Here is a 21,744-nt window from a genome sequence, read left to right on the forward strand (position 1 = left end):
CGCCACCTACCGGCCATGCTTCAGGCCACGCGGAAGCGACTGATCTGCTGCTGCAGGTCGCTGCCCAGACGGGCCAGGTCGACGCTGGAGGCGGAGGTTTCCTCGCTGGCGGCGGCCGACTGCTCGGCGATGTCGCGGATGCTGGAAACGCTGCGGTTGATCTCCTCGGCCACCGAGCTTTGCTGTTCGGAGGCGGTGGCGATCTGCTGGTTCATCTGCTGGATGCGTGACACTGCTTCGTCGATCTGCTCCAGTGCGGTGCCGGCCTGACGTGCCGCCTCCACGGTGTCGCTGGCCATGCCGCTGCTCCTGTCCATGACGCTTACGGCGCTTTCGGCACCGTTCTGCAGGGCGGCGATCAACTGTTCGATCTGCGCGGTGGACTCCTGCGTGCGCCGTGCCAGGGCGCGGACTTCGTCGGCGACCACGGCAAAACCACGGCCTGCCTCACCGGCACGGGCCGCTTCGATGGCGGCGTTGAGCGCCAGCAGGTTGGTCTGCTCGGCGATGCCCTTGATCACGTCGAGCACGGTGCCGATATTGGCGCTGTCGCCCTTGAGGCGGGTAATGGTTTCCACCGATTCCTCGACCGTTTGCGCCAGGCGTTCGATGCGCTCGATGGCCTGCTTCACCACGGCGCCACCCTGGCGGGTCTGGCCTTCGGCTTCGCTGGCCGAGTTGGCGGCGCTTTCGGCGTTGCGCGCGACGTCCAGTACCGTGGCAGTCATTTCGTTCATGGCGGTGGCGACCTGTTCGGTCTCCATTCGCTGCTGGGTGACGCCGGCGCTGGTCTGTTCGGTCACTGCCGAGAGTTCTTCTGCCGCCGTTGCGAGCTGGGTAATGCCAGCGCCGAGTGTGCCGATCAGGTCGCGCAGGCTGCTGGCCATCTCCTGCATGGCCTGCATCAACTGGCCGAGTTCATCGCGACGGTCGCTGGCGATGTTCATGGTCAGATCGCCAGCGGCTATCTGCCGGGCAATGCCAACGACCTTTTGCAGCGGGCCGACTATCACCTGGGTGATGCCCAGAGCGCAGAGCAGTCCAAGGATGATCGCCACCACGGCGGCGCCGATGAGCATGCTCTTGGCGTCGCTCGAGCCGCTTTCCAGCAATCCTCGCTGCAGAAGCATGGCCTGGCTGGAAGCCTTGGCCACCTTTTGCGCGCTCTCGTTCATTTCCTCTTCGGACTGGTCGAGTTCACTGATGGACTTGCGCAGTTCGGCGAAATGCTGGCGATAGTTGGCGAGTTGCGTGGAGGCTTCCTTCAGCAGTTGCTGGATGGAAGGCTCCGTGCTCATGCGCGCGAGATTCTGGATATCGCTCTGCATGGAGGTGTAGATCTCATCCAGTTGCTGGACGTAGCGCTCATCGGCACGCAGCAGGAAGTTCTTTTCCTGGCGTCTCGACTCCAGTACGGCCTCGACCAGGTCATGGGCCTTGTTGCTCTGCTCGAACAGCTCGGCGCTGCCCTGGTAGTTGCCTTGGTTGATCTGCTCGATGGTGGCTTGGCGTAGCGCCTGGTTCAAGGCTTCGAGGCGTTGCGTCGCGCCTCGGGCCGTTTCCTCCATGGCCTTCTGCGCGGTCTGGTTGAGCTCGGTGGCTTTCTGCAGGTCGAGCAACTGGTCGTGATAGTTCTTCACGTCCGTCTGCACCTGGCGCATCAGTTCCTTGTTCTGCGGTAATTGCAGGCGTATTTCGTTTTCCTGCGCCTGCTTGCCGACGTCCTCGGCAAACTGGACGGCCTTGTCCAGATACTGGTTGTTGCCGCGGATGATGTAATTCTTTTCCTGCTGTCGTGCCTGGCTCAACGTTCTGTCCATGGCGTTGACGAATTGCAGGTTGTCCATGCGGCGCAGGCTGGTATCCATCGCCCAGTGGCCTACCCAGGCCATACACAGGGTAATCAGCATGAGAAGGCCGAAGCCGGTCATCAGTTTTTTACGGACGCTCAGGTCGAGCAAGGTTCGGGTCAGTGCATTCATGGTCTTTCCTGTTTTTATGGGGTTCTTTCGCGCGCAGGTGCGCAGGAAATGCCTCAGCACGCATGCAAGGCTTGGCTGGGCTGTATGAACGAAACGAGGGCAGCGAAGGGGACGGAGGCTGGGTGCTGATCGATGATCTGCCCAGCCGGGTGGGGGACTTGTGGGGCGGGAAAAGGCAAAGCCCTTGCAGACACCCTGCAAATGTTTTTGCCAGCAGAAAGACCTACTGACTGAGTCAGGATAACAGTCGAGCTAATGGTGGCAATATGCTTTCATGGATTTTGCGGAAATTGGCCAGTTATGACCTGAAATTGGCTTTTTACTGGAACATATGTCCAAAAAACCTTCATTTTTTTCCCAGTTCGAGCGAGATGGCGTCAGCACACTGCTGCAGGCTTTCCCGGTAGCGTTCACGTGCCACCGGGCTGTCCATCACTGCTTCCGGGCCTGACAGGTTGATGGCCGCCACCACGTTGCCACGATGATCGCGCACGGCGCAGGCGATGGCGGTGGAGTAGTCGGAACGGTGCATCACCCAGCCGCGCTCGCGGTCACGTTCGAGCAGTTGCTGCAGTTCGGGCAGGGTCTTCGGTGCGGGCGGCGGGTAGTCGTCCAGGCGCACGTGCTGGTAGAGCGTGTCCAGCTCCATGGGCGTCAGGCCGCTGAGCAGCATGCGGCCCATGGCCGTGCAGTGGCAGGGGATGCGCGTGCCGATGGGGATGTTCACCGACAGCCGCTGGGCGGCGAAGGCGCGACCGATGTAGAGGCTGTCGGTCTGCTCGCGGATCGACAGGTGGCACGACAGCGAGGTGCGGTCGCGCAGGGCATTGAGGTGCGGCATGGCGATGTCCACCAGGTCACGGCTGGCCAGGTAGGCGAAGCCGTCGCAGAGCACCTGCGGGCCCAGCTCGTAGCTGTTCTTGCCGAGCTTGCGCAGGTAGCCCATGTCGGTGAGCGTGACCAGGATGCGGTAGATGGCCGAGACGCTGACGCCGAGGCGCTCGGCGATGGCGTTGCTGCTCAGGCTGCGCTCGCTGGCGTTGAACATCTGCAGGATGCTCAGGCCGCGTTGCAGCGCCGGTACGCGGTAGTCCAGTTCGTCTTCTTGGATGCCCATGGTTGTCCTCCAGATTCGGTGGTGCGCATGGCGCACCCTACGTTTGGCGCCATGGCCGTAGGGTGCGCTGTGCGCACCGGCGGGGGTCAGGGCAGGGCGTCGATGCCCACGGGCTGTCCGCCGAATTCCTGCATGGCGTCGAGCAGCGCGCCCCACAGGTAATGCACCGAGGTGCGGTCGCAGAGGAGGTGCAGGCACGGCACTTCGCCCAACGGCAGGTTGGCGACGATGACGTTGACCCGCGCCGCCGAGGTCTGCGCCACCTGGCCGACGGCGAAGGCTTGCGGGCTGAGGTCGACGCCGCAGAGCTTGGCCATCACCTCGGCTCCGCAAGTGCCGCTGAGCACCAGCCAGGCGTGGCTGTCCTGACGTGGCAGCAGGTACTGGCCGGCACTGGCCTGCCATTGGCTTTCCTCGCGCTGCGCTTTGCTGCCGGCATCGTGCAGGCTGCCGAGCAGCAGGTACTCGGTCTGCGACAGGCGCAGCACATGGCCGCCATCGGCCTGGCTCAGCGCCTGGTTGGGCGCCTGGGGCAACCGGTAGCCCAGTGCGCCCAGGTAGTCGGCAGCCGCCGGGCCGCGCACGCCGTAGCGGGCCAGGTTGGTCAGGTCGAGCAGGGCGCAGTGGCCCAGCAGGGCGCTTTCGTCGCCCTGGCCGTAGGTGGTGACGATGCAGCTCTCGCCGAACGGGGCGAGGGTGGCGCCGGCCTGCAGGCGGTAGAGCGGGCTGCGTGCTGCGAATCGATTGGCTTGGAGGGGCATCTCACAGCTCCTGGCGTTGGCTTTCAGGGTCATAGAAGGGCAGCTTCACCACCGTGGCCTGCACCACCTCGCCGCCTTCGACGCGGATCGGCAGGCGCTGGCCCGGCGCGGCCTGGTCGGGCGCGCAGTAGGCCAGGCCGATGATCTGGCCGAGGGTTTGCGAGTATTCGCAGGAGGTGACGTTGCCGCTGATGTCCGGCCCCTTGAGCACCAGATGGCCTTCCAGCGGCTGGCTGCTGCCCTTGGGCAAGGTGAAGCCGACCAGCTTGCGGATCGGCGGCTGCGCTTCGAGGATCTGCACCGAGCGTTTGCCGACGAAGAACGGCTTGCTGCGGGCGATGGCCCAGCCCATGTCGATCTCGGCCGGACTGGTCATGCCATCGGTGTCCTGGCCGATGATCACGTGGCCCTTCTCCAGGCGCAGCAGGCGCTGCGTCTCGACGCCGAAGGGGCGAATGTCGAACTCCCGACCGGCTTCCATCAGTGCATCCCACAGGGCTTCGCCGTAGCGCGCCGGGACGTGGATTTCGTAGCCCAGTTCACCGACGAAACCGACCCGCAGCAGGCGGGCGGGAATACCCGCGACTGTGCCCAGGCGCACCGCCAGGTAGGGGAAGCCCTCGGCGGAAAGGTCGACATCGCTGCACAGTTTGGCCAGTACCTTGCGCGAGTCCGGCCCGGCCAGGTTGACCGCGGCCAGCGCGGCGGTGACGTTGGTGATGTCCACGTTCAGACGCCACTGTGCGTTCCACTTGAGCATCTGCTGGTAGACGCGGTCGACGCCGCTGGTGGTGGCGCTGACGTAGAAATGCTCGTCGGCAAAGCGTGCGCAGACGCCATCGTCGATCACCACACCCTGCTCGTTGGTCATCAGCGCGTAACGCGAGCGGCCCACCGGCTGTTTGGCGAAGGCGAAGGTGTAGAGGCGCTCGAGCAGCTCGGCGGCGTCCGGACCGCGCACGTCGAGGCCGCCCAGGGTGGAGACGTCGATCAGGCCGACCTTCTCACGTACCTGGCGCGCCTCGGCCTGCATGCAGGCTTCACGCTCTTCCGGCTTGCCGTAGTAGGCAGGGCGCTGCCAGATACCGGCGGGCATCATCTTCGCCCCCAGTTCCAGGTGCCGCGCGTGCATGGCGGTTTGCCGATACGGATCGAAGCCACGGCCGGCGACTTGCGCCAGGGTTTCCGGGCAGAACGGCGGGCGCGCGGTGGTCACCCCGGTTTCGCTGACGCTGCGGCCGGTGGCCTGGGCCACCAGGCGCGCGGTGGGCAGCGCCGAGTGGCGGCCTTGCGAGGGGCCCATGCCGACGGTGGAGAAGCGCTTGACCAGTTGCACGTCGCGGTAGCCGATGCGGGTGGCGTTGACGATGTCACGCACCTGCAGGTCTTCGTCGAAGTCGACGAAATCCTTACCCTTGGGATGGGGGAAGATCGGCCAGGGAAAGTTGACCCGAGGCTCGCTTGGCAGCTCGCGCAGCGGCTGACTGGCTTCCAGGCCGAGGGCGGCGAGTGCGCGGAGGGCGCCGTTGGTGGCATCGATAAGCAGCGCGTCGAGGGCGTTGCGACCGTTGACCGAGCCGACCACCTGCAACCCGCTCGGCAGGCCGGACAGGTTGAAGCAGGCACTGGCGTCGTCGTAGGCCAGCTTGCCGCCGGCCTGGCACGGCAACTGGTACACCGGCATATAGCCGGCGGACATGCACAGCAGGTCGCAGTCGATGCGCAGGCCGCTGCCCGCCACCTTGCCCTGGCCGCTGATACGGCGCACGTCCACGGCGTTCAGGTGCTTGTCGCCCAGCGCTTCGTAGACCGTGCTGCCGGCATGGCAGGCGACGCCACGGGTTTGCAGGGAGGTGGCCAGATTGCCGTCATCGGCGCGCTCGCGCATGTCCACCAGGGCGGCGACCTCGACGCCGGCATCGAGCAGGTCGAGGGCGGCCAGGTAGCCGTCGTCGTTGCCGGTCAGCACCACGGCACGCTGGCCCGGCTTGACCGCGTAGAGCTTGATCAGACGCTGCGCGGCGCTGGTCAGCAGCACGCCGGGCAGGTCGTTGTTGCGAAACACCACCGGCTGGTCGAAGGCGCCAGCCGCGACGATGCACTGGCGGGCGCGCACCTTGTACATGCGATTGCCCTGGATCACCGGCAGGTAGTGATCGGTGAACCAGGCGTTGCAGGTGGCTTCCTTGAGGATGCGGATATTGGCGTGGCCTTCGACGGCGGTCAGCAGTTCGGCGCGCAGCTCGGCGGCACGTTTGCCTTCGATGTCGAAGCGGGCCCAGGCCAGCGCGCCGCCGAGGTAGTTCTGCTGTTCGATCAGCAGCACCTTGGCGCCGGCGTTGGCAGCGCTCAGCGCCGCGCACAGGCCGGCCGGGCCAGCACCGATCACCGCCAGATCGGTGAACAGGAAGGCCTTGTCGTGGTACTGCGGCTGCAGCTTGAGGTTGAGTACGCCGAGGCCGGCCTTCTTGCGGATCAGCGGTTCCCAGACCTTCCACATGCCCTTGGGCTTGTAGAACGAGCGGTAGTAGAAGCCCACCGGCATGAACTTGGAGAAGTGCCCGAGCAGGGCGTCGCGATCCTTGTCCAGGCTGCCGCTGTAGTTCTGCGCGCTGACTTGCAGGCCGCCAGACAGCGGCTGCATATCGGCCAGCACGTTGGGCTCGTCCGGCAGTTGCACCAGGGTGTTGGCGTCCTGCCCGGCCATCGACAGCGGGCCGCGCGGGCGGTGGTACTTGAACGAGCGCGACAGCAGCCAGCTCTGGTTGGCCAGCAGGGCGCTGGCGATGCTGTCGCCGGCCAGGCCCTGGTAGGTGGTGCCCTCGAAGTCGAAGCTGACGGGGCGGTTGCGGTCGATCAGCAGGCCCAGCGGGGCCGGCAGGCGGGTAGCGGCGCTCATGCGCTCACCTCCTGGGGTTTGGCGGGCGTGGCGAAGTCGACGCGGCGGTCGAACAGTTCCTTGGGGTCGAAGGTGCGCAGGATCTCGTCGCTGACGGTGTGGCGCTCGGCCAGGAACCAGTAGCTGGAGGCGTTGTGCATCCACCACTCGGTAACGACGCCGGCGCGGTTCTCGCTGTTGAACACGTAGTCGGCCCATTCGGCGTCCGAGCAGGTGTTCGGATCGGGCATGCGCTTGAGTTCGCCGCCGTAGGTGAATTCGTTGATGTTGCGAGGCCCGTTGAGCGGGCAGGGCATGATCTTCATGGTGATCCCCAGTCATTCAGCTTGCACAGCGGGTGGCGTCGGAACGTCCCCGAGCTTCGATCTGCTCCCTCTCCCATCTATGGGAGAGGGCTGGGGAGAGGGCGCTTTGAGTCAAGCAGCCCTCTCCCCCAACCCCTCTCCCGCAAGCGGGAGAGGGGAGTTCGTTCAGTGGCTCGCCGCCGTGGCGCCCATCTCGTTGACCTGGCGGAAGTTGGTGAAGCGCTCCAGGGCGAAGGGCTGGATCAGCGCCGGGGTCTTGCCGCTGGCGACCAGCTCGGCCATGGTCCAGCCGCAGATCGGCGTGGCCTTGAAGCCCCAGGTGCCCCAGCCGGCGTCGAGGTAGTAGTTGTCCAGCGGCGAGCGGCCCATGATCGGGCTGTAGTCAGGGGTCATGTCGGTGCTGCCTGCCCACTGGCGCATCAGCTTGGCGCCGGCCATGAAGGGGAACATCTCGATGGCGTGGGCCAGCAGGCTTTCCTTGAGGTCGAGTGTGGAGCGGGTGTTGTACAGCGGGTAAGGGTCGGAGCCGCCGCCGAAGACGATCTCGCCACGGCTGGTCTGCTGCACGTAGCAGTGCAGCGCCGAGGAGCTCACCAGCGGGTCGAGGAAGGGCTTGAACGGCTGGGTGACCATGGCCTGCAGCGGGTAGGTGTGGATCGGCGCCTTGATGTTCAGCTTGTTCATCAGCAGCGAGCTGGCGCCGGCTACCGCCTGCACCACGCAGCCGCAGCGCACGTCGCCACGGTTGGTGCGCACGGTGGTGACGCGACCGTTCTCGACGACGAAGTCCTGCACCTCGGTGAGCTGGTGAATCTCCACGCCACGCTTGGCCGCCTGCTTGGCGTAGCCCCAGGCCACGGCGTCATGGCGGGCGGTGGCACCGTCGATGTGCCAGAGCCCGGCGAGCACCGGCAGATGGCCGGGGTCGAGGTTCAGGCAGGGCACCAGTTCGCGGATCTGCTGGCGGTCGATCATCTCGGTGCGGCCACCGAAATGCTTGTTCACCTCGGCGCGCTGGCGGAAGGCGCGCACCGTGGCGTCGGTGTGCGCCAGGGTGAGCTGGCCACGCTCGGAATACATGATGTTGAAGTCGAACTCGTTGGAGAGATCCTTGAACATCCGCACCGACTCGGCATAGAAGCGCACGCCTTCGCTGGTGAGGTAGTTGGAGCGGATCACCGCCGTGTTGCGCGCGGTGTTGCCACCGCCGAGGTAGGACTTCTCCAGCACCGCGACATTGGTCACGCCGTGGTACTTGGCCAGGTAGTAAGCGGTGGCCAGGCCATGGCCGCCGCCACCGATGATGACCACGTCGTACGCCGGCTTGAGTTCCTTCGGCGCAGGCAGGTCGACCTCCACGGGGTATTCCGAGGACAGGCCGTACTTGAGCAGGGCAAGGGGCATTGCGGTTACTCCTGGGCCGACAGGCCGTGTTGCTGGCGGGCGGCGAGCAAGGTGTTGTGCATCAGCATGGCGATGGTCATGGGGCCGACGCCGCCGGGCACCGGGGTGATGGCCGAGGCCACCGGCAGCACCGCGTCGAAGTCGACATCGCCGACCAGGCGCGAGCGGCCGTTTTCCTCGATGCGGTTGATGCCGACGTCGATCACCACCGCGCCGGGTTTGATCCAGTCGGCGCCGATCATCCGGGGCCGGCCGACGGCGGCGACCACGATGTCGGCCTGGCCGCAGAGCTTCTCCGGCTTGACGCTGCGCGAATGCAGCACAGTGACGCTGCAGTTGGCGGCCAGCAGCAGCGCCGCCATCGGCTTGCCGACGATGTTCGAGCGACCCACCACCACGGCGTGTTTGCCGGACAGGTCGCCGAGGGTGTCGCGCAGCAGGCGCATGCAGCCGGCCGGAGTACAGGGCGTGAGCACCGGACGGCCCTGGCTGAGGCCGCCGACGTTCTCGCTGTGAAAACCGTCGACGTCCTTGGCCGGGTCGATGGCCTGCAGCACCTGCGCCTCGTCTATATGCGCCGGCAGCGGCAACTGCACCAGAATGCCGTTGACCGATGCGTCGGCATTGAGCCCGGCGATTACTTCCAGCACGGACTCGGCGCTGGCGTCGGCGCTCAGGCGATATTCCAGCGAGCGGATGCCCACCTCGTTCGCGCGCAGCACCTTGTTGCGCACGTAGACCTGGCTGGCCGGGTCATCGCCGACCAGCACCACGGCCAGTGCCGGCTCGATGCCCTGGGCCTTGAGCACGGCCACGTCAGCGGCGACCTCGGCGAGCACGCGCGCGGCGGCGGCCTTGCCGTCGATCAGTTGCGCGCTCATCGGAAGATCACCGTCTTGTCGTGGTTGAGGAACACGCGGTGTTCGAGGTGGTACTTGACCGCCTTGGACAGGGCCACCGTCTCGGTGTCGCGCCCCACCGCCACCAGGGCGTCGGGGGTGTAGTTGTGATCCACGCGCTGCACTTCCTGCTCGATGATCGGGCCTTCGTCGAGATCCGAAGTGACGTAGTGCGCGGTGGCGCCGATCAGCTTCACGCCACGGTCGTAGGCCTGGTGATAGGGCTTGGCGCCCTTGAAGCCGGGCAGGAACGAGTGGTGGATGTTGATGGCACGGCCGGATAGTTGCTTGCACAGGTCGTCGGAGAGGATCTGCATGTAGCGCGCCAGCACCACCAACTCGGTCTTGGTCTCGTCGACGATCTTCAGCAGCTCGGCTTCCTGCTGGGCCTTGGTGTCCTTGGTCACCGGCAGGTAGATGAAGCGGATGCCCTCGCGCTCGGCCATCGGCCGCAGGTCAAGGTGGTTGGAGACGATGGCGGTGATCTTCATCTGCAGCTCGCCCTTCTGGTGGCGATAGAGCAGGTCAGCCAGGCAATGGTCGTACTTGCTGACCATCAGCAGCACGCGCATTGGCTCGGTGGTGTCGTGCAGCTCCCAGCTCATCGCGAAGCGCTCGGCGACCTCGGCGAAGCCGTCCTCGATCTGCTGGATATCGCCGGCGAAACCTTCGTTGAAACGGAATACCGCGCGCATGAAGAAGGCACCACTGACCTCGTCGTCGAACTGCGCCATTTCGCTGATGTAGCAACCATGGTCGGCGAGGAAGGACGTTACGGCGGCGACGATGCCGGATGTAGCCGGGCAACTGATCTTGATCACGTATGGGTGCTTGGCGTGCTGCATGGCGAATCCTCTGCTGGGGGCGGCGGCAGGAAAACTTCATGGATAAAAGAATTGTTCGTCTGTGAATAAAAATTACTGTGACGAATCTATTTTTCGTGCTGGTGATTTTTATAAGTGAACGAAGCCGTCGTGTCTATGCCTGTTGGGAACTTTTTTATCCTGTTGGGAAACATGAAGGCTGGCGACAGCGACGCAGGCGCTGCGTTGTGCAGGCAAGCCGATGAGGGTGAGGGTTTACACCCCGTAGCCCGGATGCAATCCGGGAGGGCTGGGCACTGGCAGGATCAGTGCCGCGAAGGTTTCAACGAGACGAGTGAGCGGGCAGCTCAGGCCGTTTGCGCCTGTGTGACGTCGTAGCGCTCGCGGGCTTCGGTGATACTGGCATGGCTGCGTTCGGCCCAACTGACCAGGTTGGCCAGCGGCACCAGCAGCGATTCGCCCAGTGCGGTCAGACTGTATTCGACGCTGGGCGGCTTGGTCGGGTGGACGGTGCGGTCGATCATGCCGTCGCGTTCCAGCTCGCGCAGGCTCTGGGTCAGCATGCGCTTGGAGATGTCCGGCACGGCGCGGCGCACATCGCTGAAGCGCAGCGAGCGATGGGCGAGGGCGATGAGGATCAGCGTCGTCCATTTGTCGCCGAGGTGGTCGAGCACGTCACGTACCGGGCAGCGCCCAGCGGCAAAGGTCATGGCGCTCCAGGCCTGGAAGCGTTCGGCCAGCTCGAGGCGCGCCTGACTGGGGTTATCGTCGGGTAACCTGGTCACGAAAAACTGCCTCCTTCCGCGTTTGCCATGCTGGTCTCACAATCGAGCCAGGTCTCGATTCTAGTCCATGAGGTGAGTGCGATGACAATGTCCGAAACCATTCTGATCACCGGCGCTGCCGGTCAACTGGGGCGCCTGGTGATCGATGCCCTGCAGCGCCGGGCCCCGGCGGCGAAGCTCGTCGGTCTGGTGCGCGATGCCGCCAAGGCGCAGGATCTGGCTGCTCGGGGTGTCGAGTTGCGAGTGGCCGACTACAGCGATCCGCAGGCACTGGCCAGGGCGCTGGTGGGCGTCGACAAGCTGTTGCTGATCTCCTCCAGCGAGGTGGGGCAGCGTACGGCTCAGCATCGCAACGTGATAGAAGCCGCCGTGGCTGCTGGCGTCAAGCTGATCGGCTACACCAGCCTGCTGCATGCCGACAGCAGCCCGATGGCGCTGGCGCTGGAACACCGTGAAACCGAGGCGCTGATCCGCGCCTCGGGCTTGCCGTTCGTACTGCTGCGCAATGGCTGGTACAGCGAGAATTACGCCATGGGCGTGGCTGCGGCGCTGGAGCATGGCGTGGTGTTGGGCGCTGCGGCGGATGGCGCACTGTCGCTGGCCGCACGCCGTGATTACGCTGAAGCGGCTGCGGTGGTCATGTCTGACGATGTCGCTCGGCACGCCGGCAAGGTCTACGAATTGGCCGGTGACCAGGCCTATACCCTGGCCGATTTCGCTGCTGAGATCAGCCGCCAATCCGGCAAGCCGGTGCGCTATCAGGATCTGTCCGAAGCCGACTACAAGGCTGCACTGATCGGTGTCGGCCTGCCCGAAGGCTTCGCCGCCTTGCTGGCCGAAAGCGATGCCAAGGCAGCTCAGGGCTCGCTGTTCGAGCCGGGCAAGGCACTGAGCCAGCTTATCGGTCGCCCGAGCACACCGCTGAGCGAAACCGTGGCGGCTGCTCTCGCTGCTCAGAGCCTGTCGTAGGCGAAGGGTTTGGGATCGACCAGCGGTGTGCTGCCGTCGATCAGGTCAGCCAGCAGATGGCCGGCACCTGGCGCGATGCCGAAGCCATGGCCGGAATAGCCGGTGGACAGGAACAGCCCCGGTAGCTTCTCGACCGGGCCGATCACCGGAATGGCGTCCGGGGTGACGTCCATCACCCCGGCCCAGCTCTGCTCCACGCGAATCTGGCGGAAGAAGGGGAAGGCCGCTGCCAGGGCCTCGCGCGCTTCGCTCAGAATGGCCGAGGAAGGACGCGGGTCGAGCACGCGGCAGCGCTCGAAGGGGCTCTCGCTGTCCATCTCCCAATGTCGTGGCTGACGCAGTTCCTCCAGAAAGCGACCGTCCAGGCGCAGGCGCACTTCGCGGAACTGTTTGCTCAGTGCGGGCAGGAAATCGCCCAGATAACGGAAGCTGTCCGGCGTGATCGGCGCCAGGTTGCCATTGCGCTGGGCAATCGTATAACCGCCGTCGGCGCGCTTGCGAAAGGCGTAGCGGCTGGCGCCCACGGCCAGTTCCGGGCCACCGGCCATTGGCGCGGTGCGCAGCACCGAGGCCACCACCTTGAGTTGCGGCAGGCGCAGGCCAAGGTTGGCGCAGAACAGCGTCGACCAGGCGCCGCCCGCCAGCACCACGCTGCTGCAGCTCAGACGGCCATGTTCGCTGTACAAGCCGGTGACCTTGCCCGCCGCGATATCCAGGCCGCGCACGGCACAGCCGGTGACGATGCGCGCGCCCAGGCGTTGTGCGGCGCGGGCGATCACGGCACTGGCGCGGTGCGGTTCGGCGCGGCCATCGCTGGGTGTATGCAGCGCGCCGCTCCAGCCGGCAGCGGCGCCTTCGGGCATCACCCGCAGCAGCTCTTTGCCTTCCAGCAGCCGCGCGTGCACGCCATGGGCGCTGGCGGCCTGCAGCCAATCCGCCTGCTGTTGCAGTTGGCGCGGATTTTCGCAGGCGTATAGCACGCCGCTGCGGCGAAAGCCGAGGTCTTCGCCGAGCTGCGTCTGCCAGGTGTCCCACAGGTGCAGGCTGGCCATGGCCAGGGGAATTTCGGCCAGGTCGCGGCCCATGCTGCGGCACCAGCCCCAGTTGCGCGAGGACTGCTCGGCCCCGATCAGGCCCTTTTCCAGCAGTGTCACGGCGATGCCTCGACGAGCCAGCCAGTAAGCCGTGCTGACGCCGATGATGCCGCCACCGATGATGGCGACCTCGGTGCTCTCGGGCAGCTTGTCGCTGGCTAGCTGTTCGATCTGCGGATACATGCACAGGCTCTCCGGGGTAGGGTGCGCCGCGCGCACCGAAGGAAGGTGCCGTGAGCATGCCCTGGCCGATGGGGCGTGCAATTTGCATCGCACTGGCCGGCCTTCCTTTATCAGCATGTGAGAAAAGCCATGAGTGGCACCCAGAGCCTGGAACGGGCATTTCTGCTGTTGCGTGTGATCGCTGCGACCGGTCAGCAGGGCGCCAGCCTGGATGAACTGCGTGCGGCGCTTGGCTGTTCGCAGGCCACCGCCTACCGTCTGCTGCAGTACCTGCGCCGCCAGGGCTTCGTGCGCGGCGCGGTGCAGCGCGGGCGTTACGTGCTGGGCTATGAACTGTTTGCCCTCGGTGCCCAGGCCGGCAATGCCAGCGCGCTGCGCGAACGGGCACGGCCGGTTCTGCTGCGCCTGGCGCAACGCTTTGGCGATACCTTCTTTTTATTGGTGGCGGACGGTCATCAGGTGCTGTGCCTGGACATGCTGGCTGGTCAACTGCCGGTGCAGAGTTACAGCGGCGCGGTGGGTGGGCGCATCCCCATGGGCGTCGGCCAGGCCTCGCAGGTGCTGCTGGCCTGGCTCGGGCGCAGCGAGCGCAACGATATCCTCGCCCACAACGCTGCGACTCTGCGCCTGGACTATGGCCTGGAGGTCGAGCGCATTGCCGCCAGCCTGCCCAGCGTCAAACGCCTGGGCTACGCCAGCGGCCTGGTGGACAAACGCCTGCCGGGCTACACCGGCCTGGCGGTGCCCATCCTCGATGGCGATGGCCAGCCGCTGGGCGCCCTGAGCTGCGCACTGGCGCGCCCGCGCATGACCGATGCCCGACGGCAGGCGTTGGCGCAGGCCATGCAGGAAGAGGCGCAGCGCCTGGTAAGCGACGCGTTCGGCGCTGCCGGAAGCTGAGCCGGGGCTCGGGCTAGTGCGTCGCTTCGGCCTGGGCGAAGACTTCCTTGGCGGCAGCCAGGCCATTGAGGGCAGCGGGAAAGCCGGCATAGACCGCCATCTGCATGATGGTTTCGACGACTTCTGCGCGGCTCACGCCTACGTTGAGTGCGCCCTGGATATGCACCTTGAGTTGCGGGGCGGCATTGCCCAGTGCCGTGAGCGCCGCAACCACGGCGATTTCCCGGCTCTTCAGATCCAGGCCCGGACGGGAGTAGATGTCGCCGAAGGGGAATTCGATCAGGTAGCGGGCAAAGTCCGGAGCGATGTCGCTCAGACTCTCCAGCACGGCTTCACCGGCGTGGCCGTCTATCTCTCTGAGTTTGGCCAGCCCTCGTTCATAGCGGTCTTGGGGATTCATCGTCAGCTCCTTCAGGGGTGGGTGTGGGCGACACCAGGGCTAGTTCCAGCGAGCGGTAATGCTTGATCTTTGCCTGCAAGGCCTGTGCGGCGCGGTGCATCGCCTCGATCTCGGCAAGCACATCCGTCAGATGGCCTTCCAGCATCAGGCGTCGCTCCTTCACCGTGGAGTCACCGGCGCCACGCAGTGCCGCGAAGGTCTGCATCTTGCCGATCGGCATGCGCGTGGTGCGCAAGCGCAACAGGAATTCGATCCAGGCCATGTCCGATGCTGCATAGCGTCGTTGCCCTCCAGCGGCTCGAGCGACCGCCGAGATCAGGCCGATGCGCTCGTAATAACGCAGAGTGTGTGCCGTCAGGCCGGTACGTCTGGCGACTTCGTCGATGCTCAGGTGCGATTCCATGAGGCGATCCTGGTGTCTGCTGAGGTTTTGCGCGCGGTCTGCGCCGAAACGCCAACAAACCCTAAAGGTTGGAGCGCGCTCTAAGTCAAGCGGTTTGGCTGCCTGGCGTTCATGTACGCTGCCGTGGCCCGCTCTTCGCGGGGGCTGGCTGGCCGAGTTTCTTCAGCCTGGAGGCCAGGGTGGTGGGTTTGATACCGAGCAGCTCGGCCGCTCCATCAGGGCCGAACAACCGGCCGCCAGCGGCCTCGAGCGCGGCATGCAGGTTATCGATTTCCAGTTGGCGGATCTGTTGTTCGGTCATCACCCCTTCGGTTCTGTGAGGCTTGCTCGCCTGGTGGGGCACTTCCTCCGTCATGCTGCTCGGCGACGGCAGATCGATGCGCAGCAGGGGGGCGTTGGAGGTGATCAGCGCCCGCTCGATGACGTTCTGCAGTTCGCGGATGTTGCCTGGCCAGTGGTAGCCCTGCAGGCGCGCGATATCGCCGTTGCTCAGACGGCGCCCCGGGAGGTTCAGGCGCTGGCCGACCTGCTCGATGAAATGGCTGGCCAGCAAGGGGATGTCCTCGCGGCGCTCGCGCAAGGCCGGCGACTGCAGCGGGAAGACATTGAGGCGAAAATACAGATCCTCGCGAAAGCGTTTGGCTTGCACCTCGGCACGCAGGTCGCGGTTGGTGGCGGCGATGATGCGCACGTCGACGCGCCGCGTGCGTTCCTCGCCGACCCGCTCGAACTGCCCTTCCTGCAGCACGCGCAGCAGCTTGCTCTGCAGCTCCAGGGGGATCTCACCGACCTCGTCGAGAAACAGCGTGCCGCCATCGGCCAGCTCGAAGCGCCCGACCCGGTCGCGCAGGGCGCCGGTGAAGGCACCGCGCACATGGCCGAAGAACTCGCTCTCGAACAGGTCGGCGGGAATGGCTGCGCAGTTGACCCGGATCAGCGGGTGCGCGGCGCGGCGGCTGGCCTGATGGATGGCGCGGGCGATCAGCTCCTTGCCGGTGCCGGATTCGCCATGGATCAGCACGCTGGCGTCGGTGGGGCCGACCACGTCGATCTGGCGCACGATCTTCAGGATGGGTTCGCTCTGCCCGACGATCTCGCGGTAGCTGTGCTCGATACGGATTTCTTCCTGCAGGTATTCGTTCTGCTGTTCCAGGCGCTGCTTGAGTTCCTTGAGTTCCTCCAGCGCATCGTGCAGGCGCTGCTGGGTGCTCATGCGTTCGGTGATATCGCGAAACACCACCACCGAGCCGACGATGCGGCCGTCGGAGATCACCGGGGTGCTGGTGAATTCCACCGGGAACATGCTGCCGTCACGGCGCCAGAACACCTCCTGGCGGCCTTCATGTACCAGACCGTCGTGCACGGCCTTGTAGATCGGGCAATCCTCCACCGGGTAGTGGCTGCCATCGGCGTGACTGTGGTGGTGGATGCGGTGGATGTTCTTGCCGATCATCTCGTCCTGTTCCCAGCCGAGCATGCGCGCCGCCGCCGGGTTGACGTAGGTGGCCAGGCCCTCGCTGTCGATGCTGTAGATGCCATCGCCGACGGCGCTGAGCAGCAGGTGGTTGTCGCGCTCGGTTTCCTGGAACAGGTTGAGGATGTTGCGCCATTCCAGCAGGCCGCCGCGCATGGTGCGCTCGGTTTGCGCCTGGTCGAGCAGGTAACGCTGCTCGCTGCGTTCGCGCAGTACCAGGATCAGGTAGAGCACGCCCTTGAGGCGCAGCGTGGTGGCGGAGATTTCCAGCATCACACGTTCGCCATCCTTGCGCGTGCAACTGAGTTCGTCGCTCCAGCCCTTGCCGGTTTCCAGCACGGCCTGGGTGAACACGATCAGTTCGGGTAGCTGGTGGCCGAGCAGGCGGGTGACCGTCATGTTCAGCAACTCGTGCCGGGCATAACCGAACAGCTTGCTGGCGGCGATGTTCATGTCGACGAAGCGGTTGGCCACCGGATCGAACTGCACGATGGCCTCGCTGCAATGCTCGAACACCATGTGCCGGGAGGCATAGGTCATGTCGGCCCAGCCGGCGAGATAGTCCGGTTCGCTCGTGCTCATGCTACGAAACCTCGTAATCGCCCCTACGAACTTTCGTTTTTATACGAGACTTCGTAGCCGTTGCATAGGTGCAGAACCGTCATTGAAAACCGGATCAGATAGCTAACTATTTGATCTTAAATGACAAAAAACAGAGCATCGAAAATTGGCACAGCCTTCGCTCTAGCTCGTTCACGCACGGTGACTTCCACCGTGGACACAAGCGAGAAGAGGAGAGCACCCATGCCGAGCGTCGATATCGCCCACTACAAGGACGGCGACTTCCTGGTCAACTACGAAGAGAAGGTTTTCGAGGACGTCAAGGCGGAACCGGGCGAGAAAGCCCTCATCACCTTCCACACCATCGCTTTCGAGGGCTCCATCGGCCTGGTCAACATGCTGCAGGCCAAACGCCTGCTGCGCAAAGGCTTCGAGACCAAGGTGCTGCTCTACGGGCCGGGCGTGCAGCTCGGCGTGCAGCGCGGTTTCCCCACCCTGGGCAACGAAGCCTTCCCCGGCCACTTGGCCGTCAACAACCAGATCAAGGCGTTCATCGAGGAAGGCGGTGAGGTCTATGCCTGCCGCTTCGCCCTGCAGGCCCTGTACGGGCAGACCGAGAAAGCGCTGATCGAAGGCATCCGCGCCATCAATCCGCTGGACGTGATGGATCTGCGTTTGCTGATGCGCCGCGAAGGCGCACTGATCATCGATACCTGGACTGCCTGATCCACTCCGCCCCTCCTGCGGGAGGGGCCACGTTCGTATAAGGAAACCGCCATGGCCATCGTCCGTGCCGCTGCCGTGCAGCTCTCGCCCGTGCTCTACAGCCGCGAGGGCACCGTCGAGAAGATCGTCCAGACCATCCTGCGCCTGGGCCGCGAGGGGGTGCAGTTCGCCGTCTTCCCGGAAACCGTGGTGCCTTATTACCCCTATTTTTCCTTCGTGCAGCCGCCGTTCATGATGGGCAAGGAGCATCTGCGCCTGCTCGAGGAGTCGGTGCAGGTGCCTTCGGCGGCGACCGCCGCGATTGCCGAGGCCTGCCGCGAAGCGCGCATGGTGGTGTCGCTGGGCATCAACGAGCGTGACGCTGGCACGATCTACAACGCTCAACTGCTGTTCGATGCCGACGGCAGCCTGCTCCAGCATCGGCGCAAGATCACCCCCACCTACCATGAGCGCATGGTCTGGGGGCAGGGCGACGGCTCCGGTCTGCGTGCCGTGGCCAGCCAGGTCGGGCGCATCGGCTCGCTGGCCTGCTGGGAGCACTACAACCCGCTGGCGCGTTACGCGCTGATGGCCGATGGCGAGCAGATCCATGCGGCGATGTTTCCCGGTTCGCTGGTGGGGGAGATCTTCGCCGAGCAGATCGAGGTCAGCATCCGCCACCATGCGCTGGAGTCCGGCTGCTTCGTGGTCAACGCCACCGCCTGGCTGGAGCCGCAACAGCAGCAGCGCATCATGGCCGACACCGGCTGTGCGCTGGGGCCGATTTCCGGCGGATGCTTCACCGCCATCGTCAGCCCCGAGGGTAAGCTGCTGGGTGAGCCGCTGCGCAGTGGCGAGGGCGAGGTGATCGCCGATCTCGACCTGGCGCTGATCGATAAGCGCAAACGCATGATGGATTCGGTGGGCCACTACAGCCGGCCGGAACTGCTCAGCCTGCTGATCGACCGTACCCCGACTGCCCACCTGCATGAGCGTGTCACGGCGCTGCCGGGGCGGCATGAAGCCGAGGAGGTCGAGCATGTCAGCCTCTGAACGCATCGCCGCGCTGGATCTGCTCAGCGAGCTGCAGTGCCATGGCGCGCGCTGGCAGGACGATGGTCATGGGCTGTCGCGCAAGGGCGGCGCCGGGCCGTCCGATCACAAGGCGCTGTCGCTGGACGGGCATACCGCCATGGTGCCGATGCTCAACCAGGCCTCGCTGCTCTCACCCTACGAAGTGCGTCCGCAGGGGGCGGGCGAGTTGGCGCTGATCTACCGCGACGGCCAGCAGGTGGGCCAGGTGCAGGTGCCTGGGGTGCCGAACTTCTACGCACGCAGCACCGCCGATGGCATTCCCTACTGGAAGATCGCCACCCTGCACAGCCATGACGTGCTGGCCACCACCCTGCTGCAGCACTGCATCCGCATGAACGATGCCGCCAGTGCCTGCCAGTTCTGCGCCATCGGCCAGTCCCTGGAAAGTGGCAGGACCATCGCGCGCAAGCGCCCGGCCCAGCTCGCCGAGGTGGCCAAGGCGGCGGTGGAGCTCGATGGCGTCAAGCACATGGTGATGACCACCGGCACGCCGCAGACTTCCGACCGCGGTGCGGCCATCCTCTGCGAGTCGGCAGCGACCGTCACCGCCGCGGTGGCTCTGCCGATCCAGGCGCAGTGCGAGCCACCGGACGAGGACGCCTGGTTTCGCCGTCTGCACGACAGCGGCGTGGTCTCGCTGGGCATGCACCTGGAGGCGGTCACCGACGAAGTGCGCCGGCGGATCATGCCGGGCAAGGCGCAGGTGCCGCTGGCGCGTTATTTCTCGGCCTTCGCGGCGGCCGTCGAGGTCTTCGGGCGTGGCCAGGTCAGCACCTACATCCTGGCCGGGCTAGGTGACAGCGAAGAGGCCATCGTGGCCATGGCCGAGCGCCTGGCGGCAATGGGCGTCTACCCCTTCGTGGTGCCTTTCGTGCCCATCGACGGCACGCCGCTGGCGCGGCACCCCAAGCCCGACAGCGCCTTCATGCAGCGCCTGTATCCCCGCATTGGCGCCAGCCTGCAGCGGCACGGGCTGCATTCCGAACAGATCAAGGCCGGCTGCGCCAAGTGTGGCGCCTGCTCGGCCCTGAAACGCCACGAGTGAGGGAAACGACCATGGCCGAACATACCTTCGCCCTGAATGACGACAGCTTCCACGACTTTCTCACCGGCGACCTGCTGGTCAAGCCCGCCACCGAGCGCTGGGAACGGGAAGCCTACTATCGCTTGCGCCGTGCGGTCTTCGCCGACGAGCAGGGGCTGTTCGCCCAGGATCGGGATGCGCACGACTTCCAGGCCCTGCCTATCGTTGCCGTTGCCTACAACTGTGGCGTGGCCGACCGGGTGGTCGGTGCGGTACGCATCTACGAGCAGGCGCCGGGGCTGTGGTATGGCGGCCGTCTGTGCGTGGAGCGCGACTATCGCCGCCACGGTATGATCGGCAAGGCGCTGGTCAACGAGGCCGTGTCACGGGCCATCGAGCTTGGCTGCCATACCTTTCTGGCCACCGTGCAGGCGCATAACGAAGCCTGGTTCCACGGTCTGCATTGGCAGAGCCTGCGGTCGTTGCAATTGCTCGAGCGCGAGCACGTGCTGATGCAGGCGAACCTGGCGCGCTATCCCTTCATGCCACGCGAGGTGTCGTTGCTGCCCCTCAAGGAGCGGCGTCATGGCTGAGGCATTGCGCAAGACCCCAGCCACGGGCCTGAGCGAACTGCTCGCGGCACTGCACGACACCCCGGCGATGCGCGCCAAGCAGGCCATTCAGCGACCGGCCCAGGGTTTTTCCGGCTCGCTGCCGCAGGGCGATGCCCGCTATGCGCTGCCCGGTGACGACACGGCGGCCATTCGCTGCGGCGAACATTACCAGTTGCTGGCCATCGAGGGCATGCTGCCGGCCTTCGTCGAGTCCAGCCCCTGGTTCGCCGGCTGGTCGGCGGTGATGGCCAACGTCAGCGATATCGCCGCCATGGGCGGGCGCCCCACGGCGGTGGTCAATGCCTACTGGCACCATGACGAGGGCAAGGCCGAGCAGTTGGTTCAGGGCATCCGCGAGGCCTGCCAGGCCTATGGCCTGCTGCTGGCCGGCGGGCATACCCACCAGGGCACCGATGCCCCTGCCGGCTTGGCGGTGGCCATAACCGGCATCGCTCACCGTCTGCTCTCCACCTTGCATGTCGCGCCCGGCCAGGTACTGGCGATGGCGGTCGATCTGGATGGTCGCTGGCATCCCGGCGTGCCGTACTGGAAGGCCTTCGAGCAACGCTCTGGCGAGCGTCTGCGCAGCCAGCTCGATGTGCTGCCACGCCTGGCCGAAGGTGGCTTGCTGGCGGCGGCCAAGGACATCAGCAACGCCGGCCTGCTGGGCACCCTGCTGATGCTGCTGGAGCCGACCGGCTGTGGCGCAAGGCTTGAACTCGATGCACTGCCGCGCCCGGTCGACGGCGATTTGCTGCGCTGGCTGCAGGCGTTTCCCAGCTACGGCTTCCTGCTGACCCTGGAGGAAAGCGCCTGGGTCGACGTGCGCACCGCCTTCGCCCTGGAAGGGCTGACCTGTGCGCGCATCGGTCGGATCGACGACAGCGCCAGTCTGCAGGTGGAGCTGGGCGGCGAGGTCATGGAGTTCTGGAACCTCGGGCAACGCCCCTTCACCGGTTTCACCCAATCAACCCCAGCGTGCGAGGACTGCTGAGATGCCTGCCGTCAACTTCAGGATGCGCTGGCCCGATGGCCAGGAAATGTCCGGTTATTCACCTTCCACCGTGATCTACGAACACCTCAGCCCGGGTGCCAGCTATGCGCTCGAGGACTTCATCCTGCGTGCCGAGAACGCCCTCAACGCCGCTTCCGAGCGGGTCAGGGAGGTCAAGGGCTTCTACTGCAGTTCGGCCATGGACACCCTGGGCGCCCTGCGCCACCAGGCGCGCCGCTACGAGGGAGGCAGCGTACAGATTCTCGACATGCAAACGGCCCATGCCGGGCAGGTCAACAGCGGCTGGAACTCGTTCTAGCTGCCCCTTTCATCAGCACCCGTCACCCGTGGA

The 21,744-nt window shown here is 65.5% G+C and carries 21 protein-coding genes; 8 read left to right on the forward strand and 13 right to left on the reverse strand.

Annotation, left to right across the window (positions count from 1 at the left end; all coding sequences use genetic code 11):
• Positions 1-20: 20 nt before the first annotated feature.
• From PVE35_RS05795 to PVE35_RS05835, 9 genes are all read right to left on the reverse strand, one after another.
• On the reverse strand, positions 21-1,982 hold the full coding sequence (locus tag PVE35_RS05795; RefSeq protein ID WP_277374083.1) for a methyl-accepting chemotaxis protein: 1,962 nt from the start codon (positions 1,980-1,982) through the stop codon (positions 21-23).
• Between the two features lie 346 nt (positions 1,983-2,328).
• A complete protein-coding gene (locus PVE35_RS05800) occupies positions 2,329-3,099 on the reverse strand; it encodes an IclR family transcriptional regulator (RefSeq protein WP_277374084.1) in 771 nt (256 codons plus the stop codon).
• Between the two features lie 86 nt (positions 3,100-3,185).
• The gene (locus tag PVE35_RS05805) at positions 3,186-3,860 is read right to left on the reverse strand and encodes a sarcosine oxidase (RefSeq protein ID WP_277374085.1); all 675 of its coding nucleotides are present in this window, start codon (positions 3,858-3,860) and stop codon (positions 3,186-3,188) included.
• A 1-nt stretch (position 3,861) separates the two neighbouring features.
• Positions 3,862-6,759, reverse strand: coding sequence for a 2Fe-2S iron-sulfur cluster-binding protein (locus PVE35_RS05810; protein WP_277374086.1), 2,898 nt, complete (start codon positions 6,757-6,759; stop codon positions 3,862-3,864).
• Positions 6,756-7,064 (reverse strand): sarcosine oxidase subunit delta, encoded by a 309-nt coding sequence (locus tag PVE35_RS05815; RefSeq protein WP_277374087.1) that lies wholly within the window; start codon positions 7,062-7,064, stop codon positions 6,756-6,758. Before PVE35_RS05815 ends, PVE35_RS05810 begins: the two co-directional genes overlap by 4 nt.
• A 165-nt stretch (positions 7,065-7,229) precedes the next feature.
• The gene (locus tag PVE35_RS05820; protein WP_277374088.1) at positions 7,230-8,468 is read right to left on the reverse strand and encodes an FAD-dependent oxidoreductase; all 1,239 of its coding nucleotides are present in this window, start codon (positions 8,466-8,468) and stop codon (positions 7,230-7,232) included.
• A gap of 5 nt (positions 8,469-8,473) precedes the next feature.
• Positions 8,474-9,349 (reverse strand): bifunctional methylenetetrahydrofolate dehydrogenase/methenyltetrahydrofolate cyclohydrolase FolD, encoded by an 876-nt coding sequence (folD, locus tag PVE35_RS05825; RefSeq protein WP_277374089.1) that lies wholly within the window; start codon positions 9,347-9,349, stop codon positions 8,474-8,476.
• Positions 9,346-10,212, reverse strand: a complete 867-nt coding sequence (purU, locus tag PVE35_RS05830; protein ID WP_277374090.1) for a formyltetrahydrofolate deformylase — start codon at positions 10,210-10,212, stop codon at positions 9,346-9,348. Before purU ends, folD begins: the two co-directional genes overlap by 4 nt.
• A gap of 326 nt (positions 10,213-10,538) precedes the next feature.
• Entirely contained in the window at positions 10,539-10,976 is a 438-nt protein-coding gene (locus PVE35_RS05835) for a helix-turn-helix domain-containing protein (protein WP_277374091.1), read from the reverse strand.
• An 81-nt stretch (positions 10,977-11,057) separates the two neighbouring features.
• On the opposite strand from PVE35_RS05835, the gene PVE35_RS05840 reads away from it, so the two are divergent.
• Positions 11,058-11,945 carry an SDR family oxidoreductase gene (locus PVE35_RS05840; RefSeq protein WP_277374092.1) on the forward strand — a complete coding sequence of 296 codons (888 nt, stop codon included), beginning with the start codon at positions 11,058-11,060 and terminating at the stop codon, positions 11,943-11,945.
• Here PVE35_RS05840 and PVE35_RS05845 read toward each other — a convergent pair.
• Positions 11,930-13,222 (reverse strand): FAD-binding oxidoreductase, encoded by a 1,293-nt coding sequence (locus PVE35_RS05845; protein WP_277374093.1) that lies wholly within the window; start codon positions 13,220-13,222, stop codon positions 11,930-11,932. The two genes, PVE35_RS05840 and PVE35_RS05845, sit on opposite strands and share 16 nt — an antisense overlap.
• A 129-nt stretch (positions 13,223-13,351) precedes the next feature.
• Here PVE35_RS05845 and PVE35_RS05850 point away from each other — a divergent pair, with 129 nt between their 5' ends.
• The gene (locus PVE35_RS05850) at positions 13,352-14,122 is read left to right on the forward strand and encodes an IclR family transcriptional regulator (protein WP_277374094.1); all 771 of its coding nucleotides are present in this window, start codon (positions 13,352-13,354) and stop codon (positions 14,120-14,122) included.
• A 13-nt stretch (positions 14,123-14,135) separates the two neighbouring features.
• Here PVE35_RS05850 and PVE35_RS05855 read toward each other — a convergent pair whose 3' ends face one another.
• The 3 genes from PVE35_RS05855 to PVE35_RS05865 form a co-directional block, all read right to left on the reverse strand.
• Positions 14,136-14,522, reverse strand: a complete 387-nt coding sequence (locus PVE35_RS05855) for a carboxymuconolactone decarboxylase family protein (protein ID WP_268181984.1) — start codon at positions 14,520-14,522, stop codon at positions 14,136-14,138.
• A complete protein-coding gene (locus PVE35_RS05860; RefSeq protein ID WP_277374095.1) occupies positions 14,500-14,925 on the reverse strand; it encodes a MerR family transcriptional regulator in 426 nt (141 codons plus the stop codon). The genes PVE35_RS05855 and PVE35_RS05860 overlap by 23 nt, the downstream gene beginning before the upstream one ends.
• Before the next feature lie 109 nt (positions 14,926-15,034).
• Positions 15,035-16,981 (reverse strand): sigma 54-interacting transcriptional regulator, encoded by a 1,947-nt coding sequence (locus PVE35_RS05865; RefSeq protein WP_277374096.1) that lies wholly within the window; start codon positions 16,979-16,981, stop codon positions 15,035-15,037.
• A gap of 222 nt (positions 16,982-17,203) precedes the next feature.
• On the opposite strand from PVE35_RS05865, the gene PVE35_RS05870 reads away from it, so the two are divergent.
• From PVE35_RS05870 to PVE35_RS05895, 6 genes are read left to right on the forward strand one after another with little or no spacing between them, the layout of a single operon-like run.
• The gene (locus PVE35_RS05870) at positions 17,204-17,686 is read left to right on the forward strand and encodes an MSMEG_0572/Sll0783 family nitrogen starvation response protein (protein ID WP_003461629.1); all 483 of its coding nucleotides are present in this window, start codon (positions 17,204-17,206) and stop codon (positions 17,684-17,686) included.
• 51 nt (positions 17,687-17,737) lie between these two features.
• Entirely contained in the window at positions 17,738-18,718 is a 981-nt protein-coding gene (locus tag PVE35_RS05875) for a Nit6803 family nitrilase (RefSeq protein ID WP_277374099.1), read from the forward strand.
• A gap of 4 nt (positions 18,719-18,722) precedes the next feature.
• Positions 18,723-19,805 (forward strand): MSMEG_0568 family radical SAM protein, encoded by a 1,083-nt coding sequence (locus PVE35_RS05880; RefSeq protein ID WP_346772063.1) that lies wholly within the window; start codon positions 18,723-18,725, stop codon positions 19,803-19,805.
• 11 nt (positions 19,806-19,816) lie between these two features.
• Positions 19,817-20,377: an MSMEG_0567/Sll0786 family nitrogen starvation N-acetyltransferase gene (locus PVE35_RS05885; protein WP_277374101.1), complete on the forward strand. Its 561-nt coding sequence runs from the start codon at positions 19,817-19,819 to the stop codon at positions 20,375-20,377.
• A complete protein-coding gene (locus tag PVE35_RS05890; RefSeq protein ID WP_277374102.1) occupies positions 20,370-21,392 on the forward strand; it encodes a sll0787 family AIR synthase-like protein in 1,023 nt (340 codons plus the stop codon). The genes PVE35_RS05885 and PVE35_RS05890 overlap by 8 nt, the downstream gene beginning before the upstream one ends.
• A gap of 1 nt (position 21,393) precedes the next feature.
• A complete protein-coding gene (locus tag PVE35_RS05895; RefSeq protein ID WP_277374103.1) occupies positions 21,394-21,711 on the forward strand; it encodes an MSMEG_0570 family nitrogen starvation response protein in 318 nt (105 codons plus the stop codon).
• Positions 21,712-21,744 lie beyond the last annotated feature (33 nt).

The sequence above is a fragment of the Pseudomonas sp. AA-38 genome, assembly GCF_029457475.1.
Taxonomy (GTDB): Bacteria; Pseudomonadota; Gammaproteobacteria; order Pseudomonadales; family Pseudomonadaceae; genus Aquipseudomonas.

What these genes read in the sequence shown, in the direction of transcription:
- PVE35_RS05795 (WP_277374083.1), bottom strand. Translation starts at nt 1,982, where the DNA reads ATGAATGCACTGACCCGAACCTTGCTCGACCTGAGCGTCCGTAAAAAA.
- PVE35_RS05800 (WP_277374084.1), bottom strand. Translation starts at nt 3,099, where the DNA reads ATGGGCATCCAAGAAGACGAACTGGACTACCGCGTACCGGCGCTGCAA.
- PVE35_RS05805 (WP_277374085.1), bottom strand. Translation starts at nt 3,860, where the DNA reads ATGCCCCTCCAAGCCAATCGATTCGCAGCACGCAGCCCGCTCTACCGC.
- PVE35_RS05810 (WP_277374086.1), bottom strand. Translation starts at nt 6,759, where the DNA reads ATGAGCGCCGCTACCCGCCTGCCGGCCCCGCTGGGCCTGCTGATCGAC.
- PVE35_RS05815 (WP_277374087.1), bottom strand. Translation starts at nt 7,064, where the DNA reads ATGAAGATCATGCCCTGCCCGCTCAACGGGCCTCGCAACATCAACGAA.
- PVE35_RS05820 (WP_277374088.1), bottom strand. Translation starts at nt 8,468, where the DNA reads ATGCCCCTTGCCCTGCTCAAGTACGGCCTGTCCTCGGAATACCCCGTG.
- folD (WP_277374089.1), bottom strand. Translation starts at nt 9,349, where the DNA reads ATGAGCGCGCAACTGATCGACGGCAAGGCCGCCGCCGCGCGCGTGCTC.
- purU (WP_277374090.1), bottom strand. Translation starts at nt 10,212, where the DNA reads ATGCAGCACGCCAAGCACCCATACGTGATCAAGATCAGTTGCCCGGCT.
- PVE35_RS05840 (WP_277374092.1), top strand. Translation starts at nt 11,058, where the DNA reads ATGACAATGTCCGAAACCATTCTGATCACCGGCGCTGCCGGTCAACTG.
- PVE35_RS05845 (WP_277374093.1), bottom strand. Translation starts at nt 13,222, where the DNA reads ATGTATCCGCAGATCGAACAGCTAGCCAGCGACAAGCTGCCCGAGAGC.
- PVE35_RS05850 (WP_277374094.1), top strand. Translation starts at nt 13,352, where the DNA reads ATGAGTGGCACCCAGAGCCTGGAACGGGCATTTCTGCTGTTGCGTGTG.
- PVE35_RS05855 (WP_268181984.1), bottom strand. Translation starts at nt 14,522, where the DNA reads ATGAATCCCCAAGACCGCTATGAACGAGGGCTGGCCAAACTCAGAGAG.
- PVE35_RS05860 (WP_277374095.1), bottom strand. Translation starts at nt 14,925, where the DNA reads ATGGAATCGCACCTGAGCATCGACGAAGTCGCCAGACGTACCGGCCTG.
- PVE35_RS05865 (WP_277374096.1), bottom strand. Translation starts at nt 16,981, where the DNA reads ATGAGCACGAGCGAACCGGACTATCTCGCCGGCTGGGCCGACATGACC.
- PVE35_RS05870 (WP_003461629.1), top strand. Translation starts at nt 17,204, where the DNA reads ATGCCGAGCGTCGATATCGCCCACTACAAGGACGGCGACTTCCTGGTC.
- PVE35_RS05875 (WP_277374099.1), top strand. Translation starts at nt 17,738, where the DNA reads ATGGCCATCGTCCGTGCCGCTGCCGTGCAGCTCTCGCCCGTGCTCTAC.
- PVE35_RS05885 (WP_277374101.1), top strand. Translation starts at nt 19,817, where the DNA reads ATGGCCGAACATACCTTCGCCCTGAATGACGACAGCTTCCACGACTTT.
- PVE35_RS05890 (WP_277374102.1), top strand. Translation starts at nt 20,370, where the DNA reads ATGGCTGAGGCATTGCGCAAGACCCCAGCCACGGGCCTGAGCGAACTG.
- PVE35_RS05895 (WP_277374103.1), top strand. Translation starts at nt 21,394, where the DNA reads ATGCCTGCCGTCAACTTCAGGATGCGCTGGCCCGATGGCCAGGAAATG.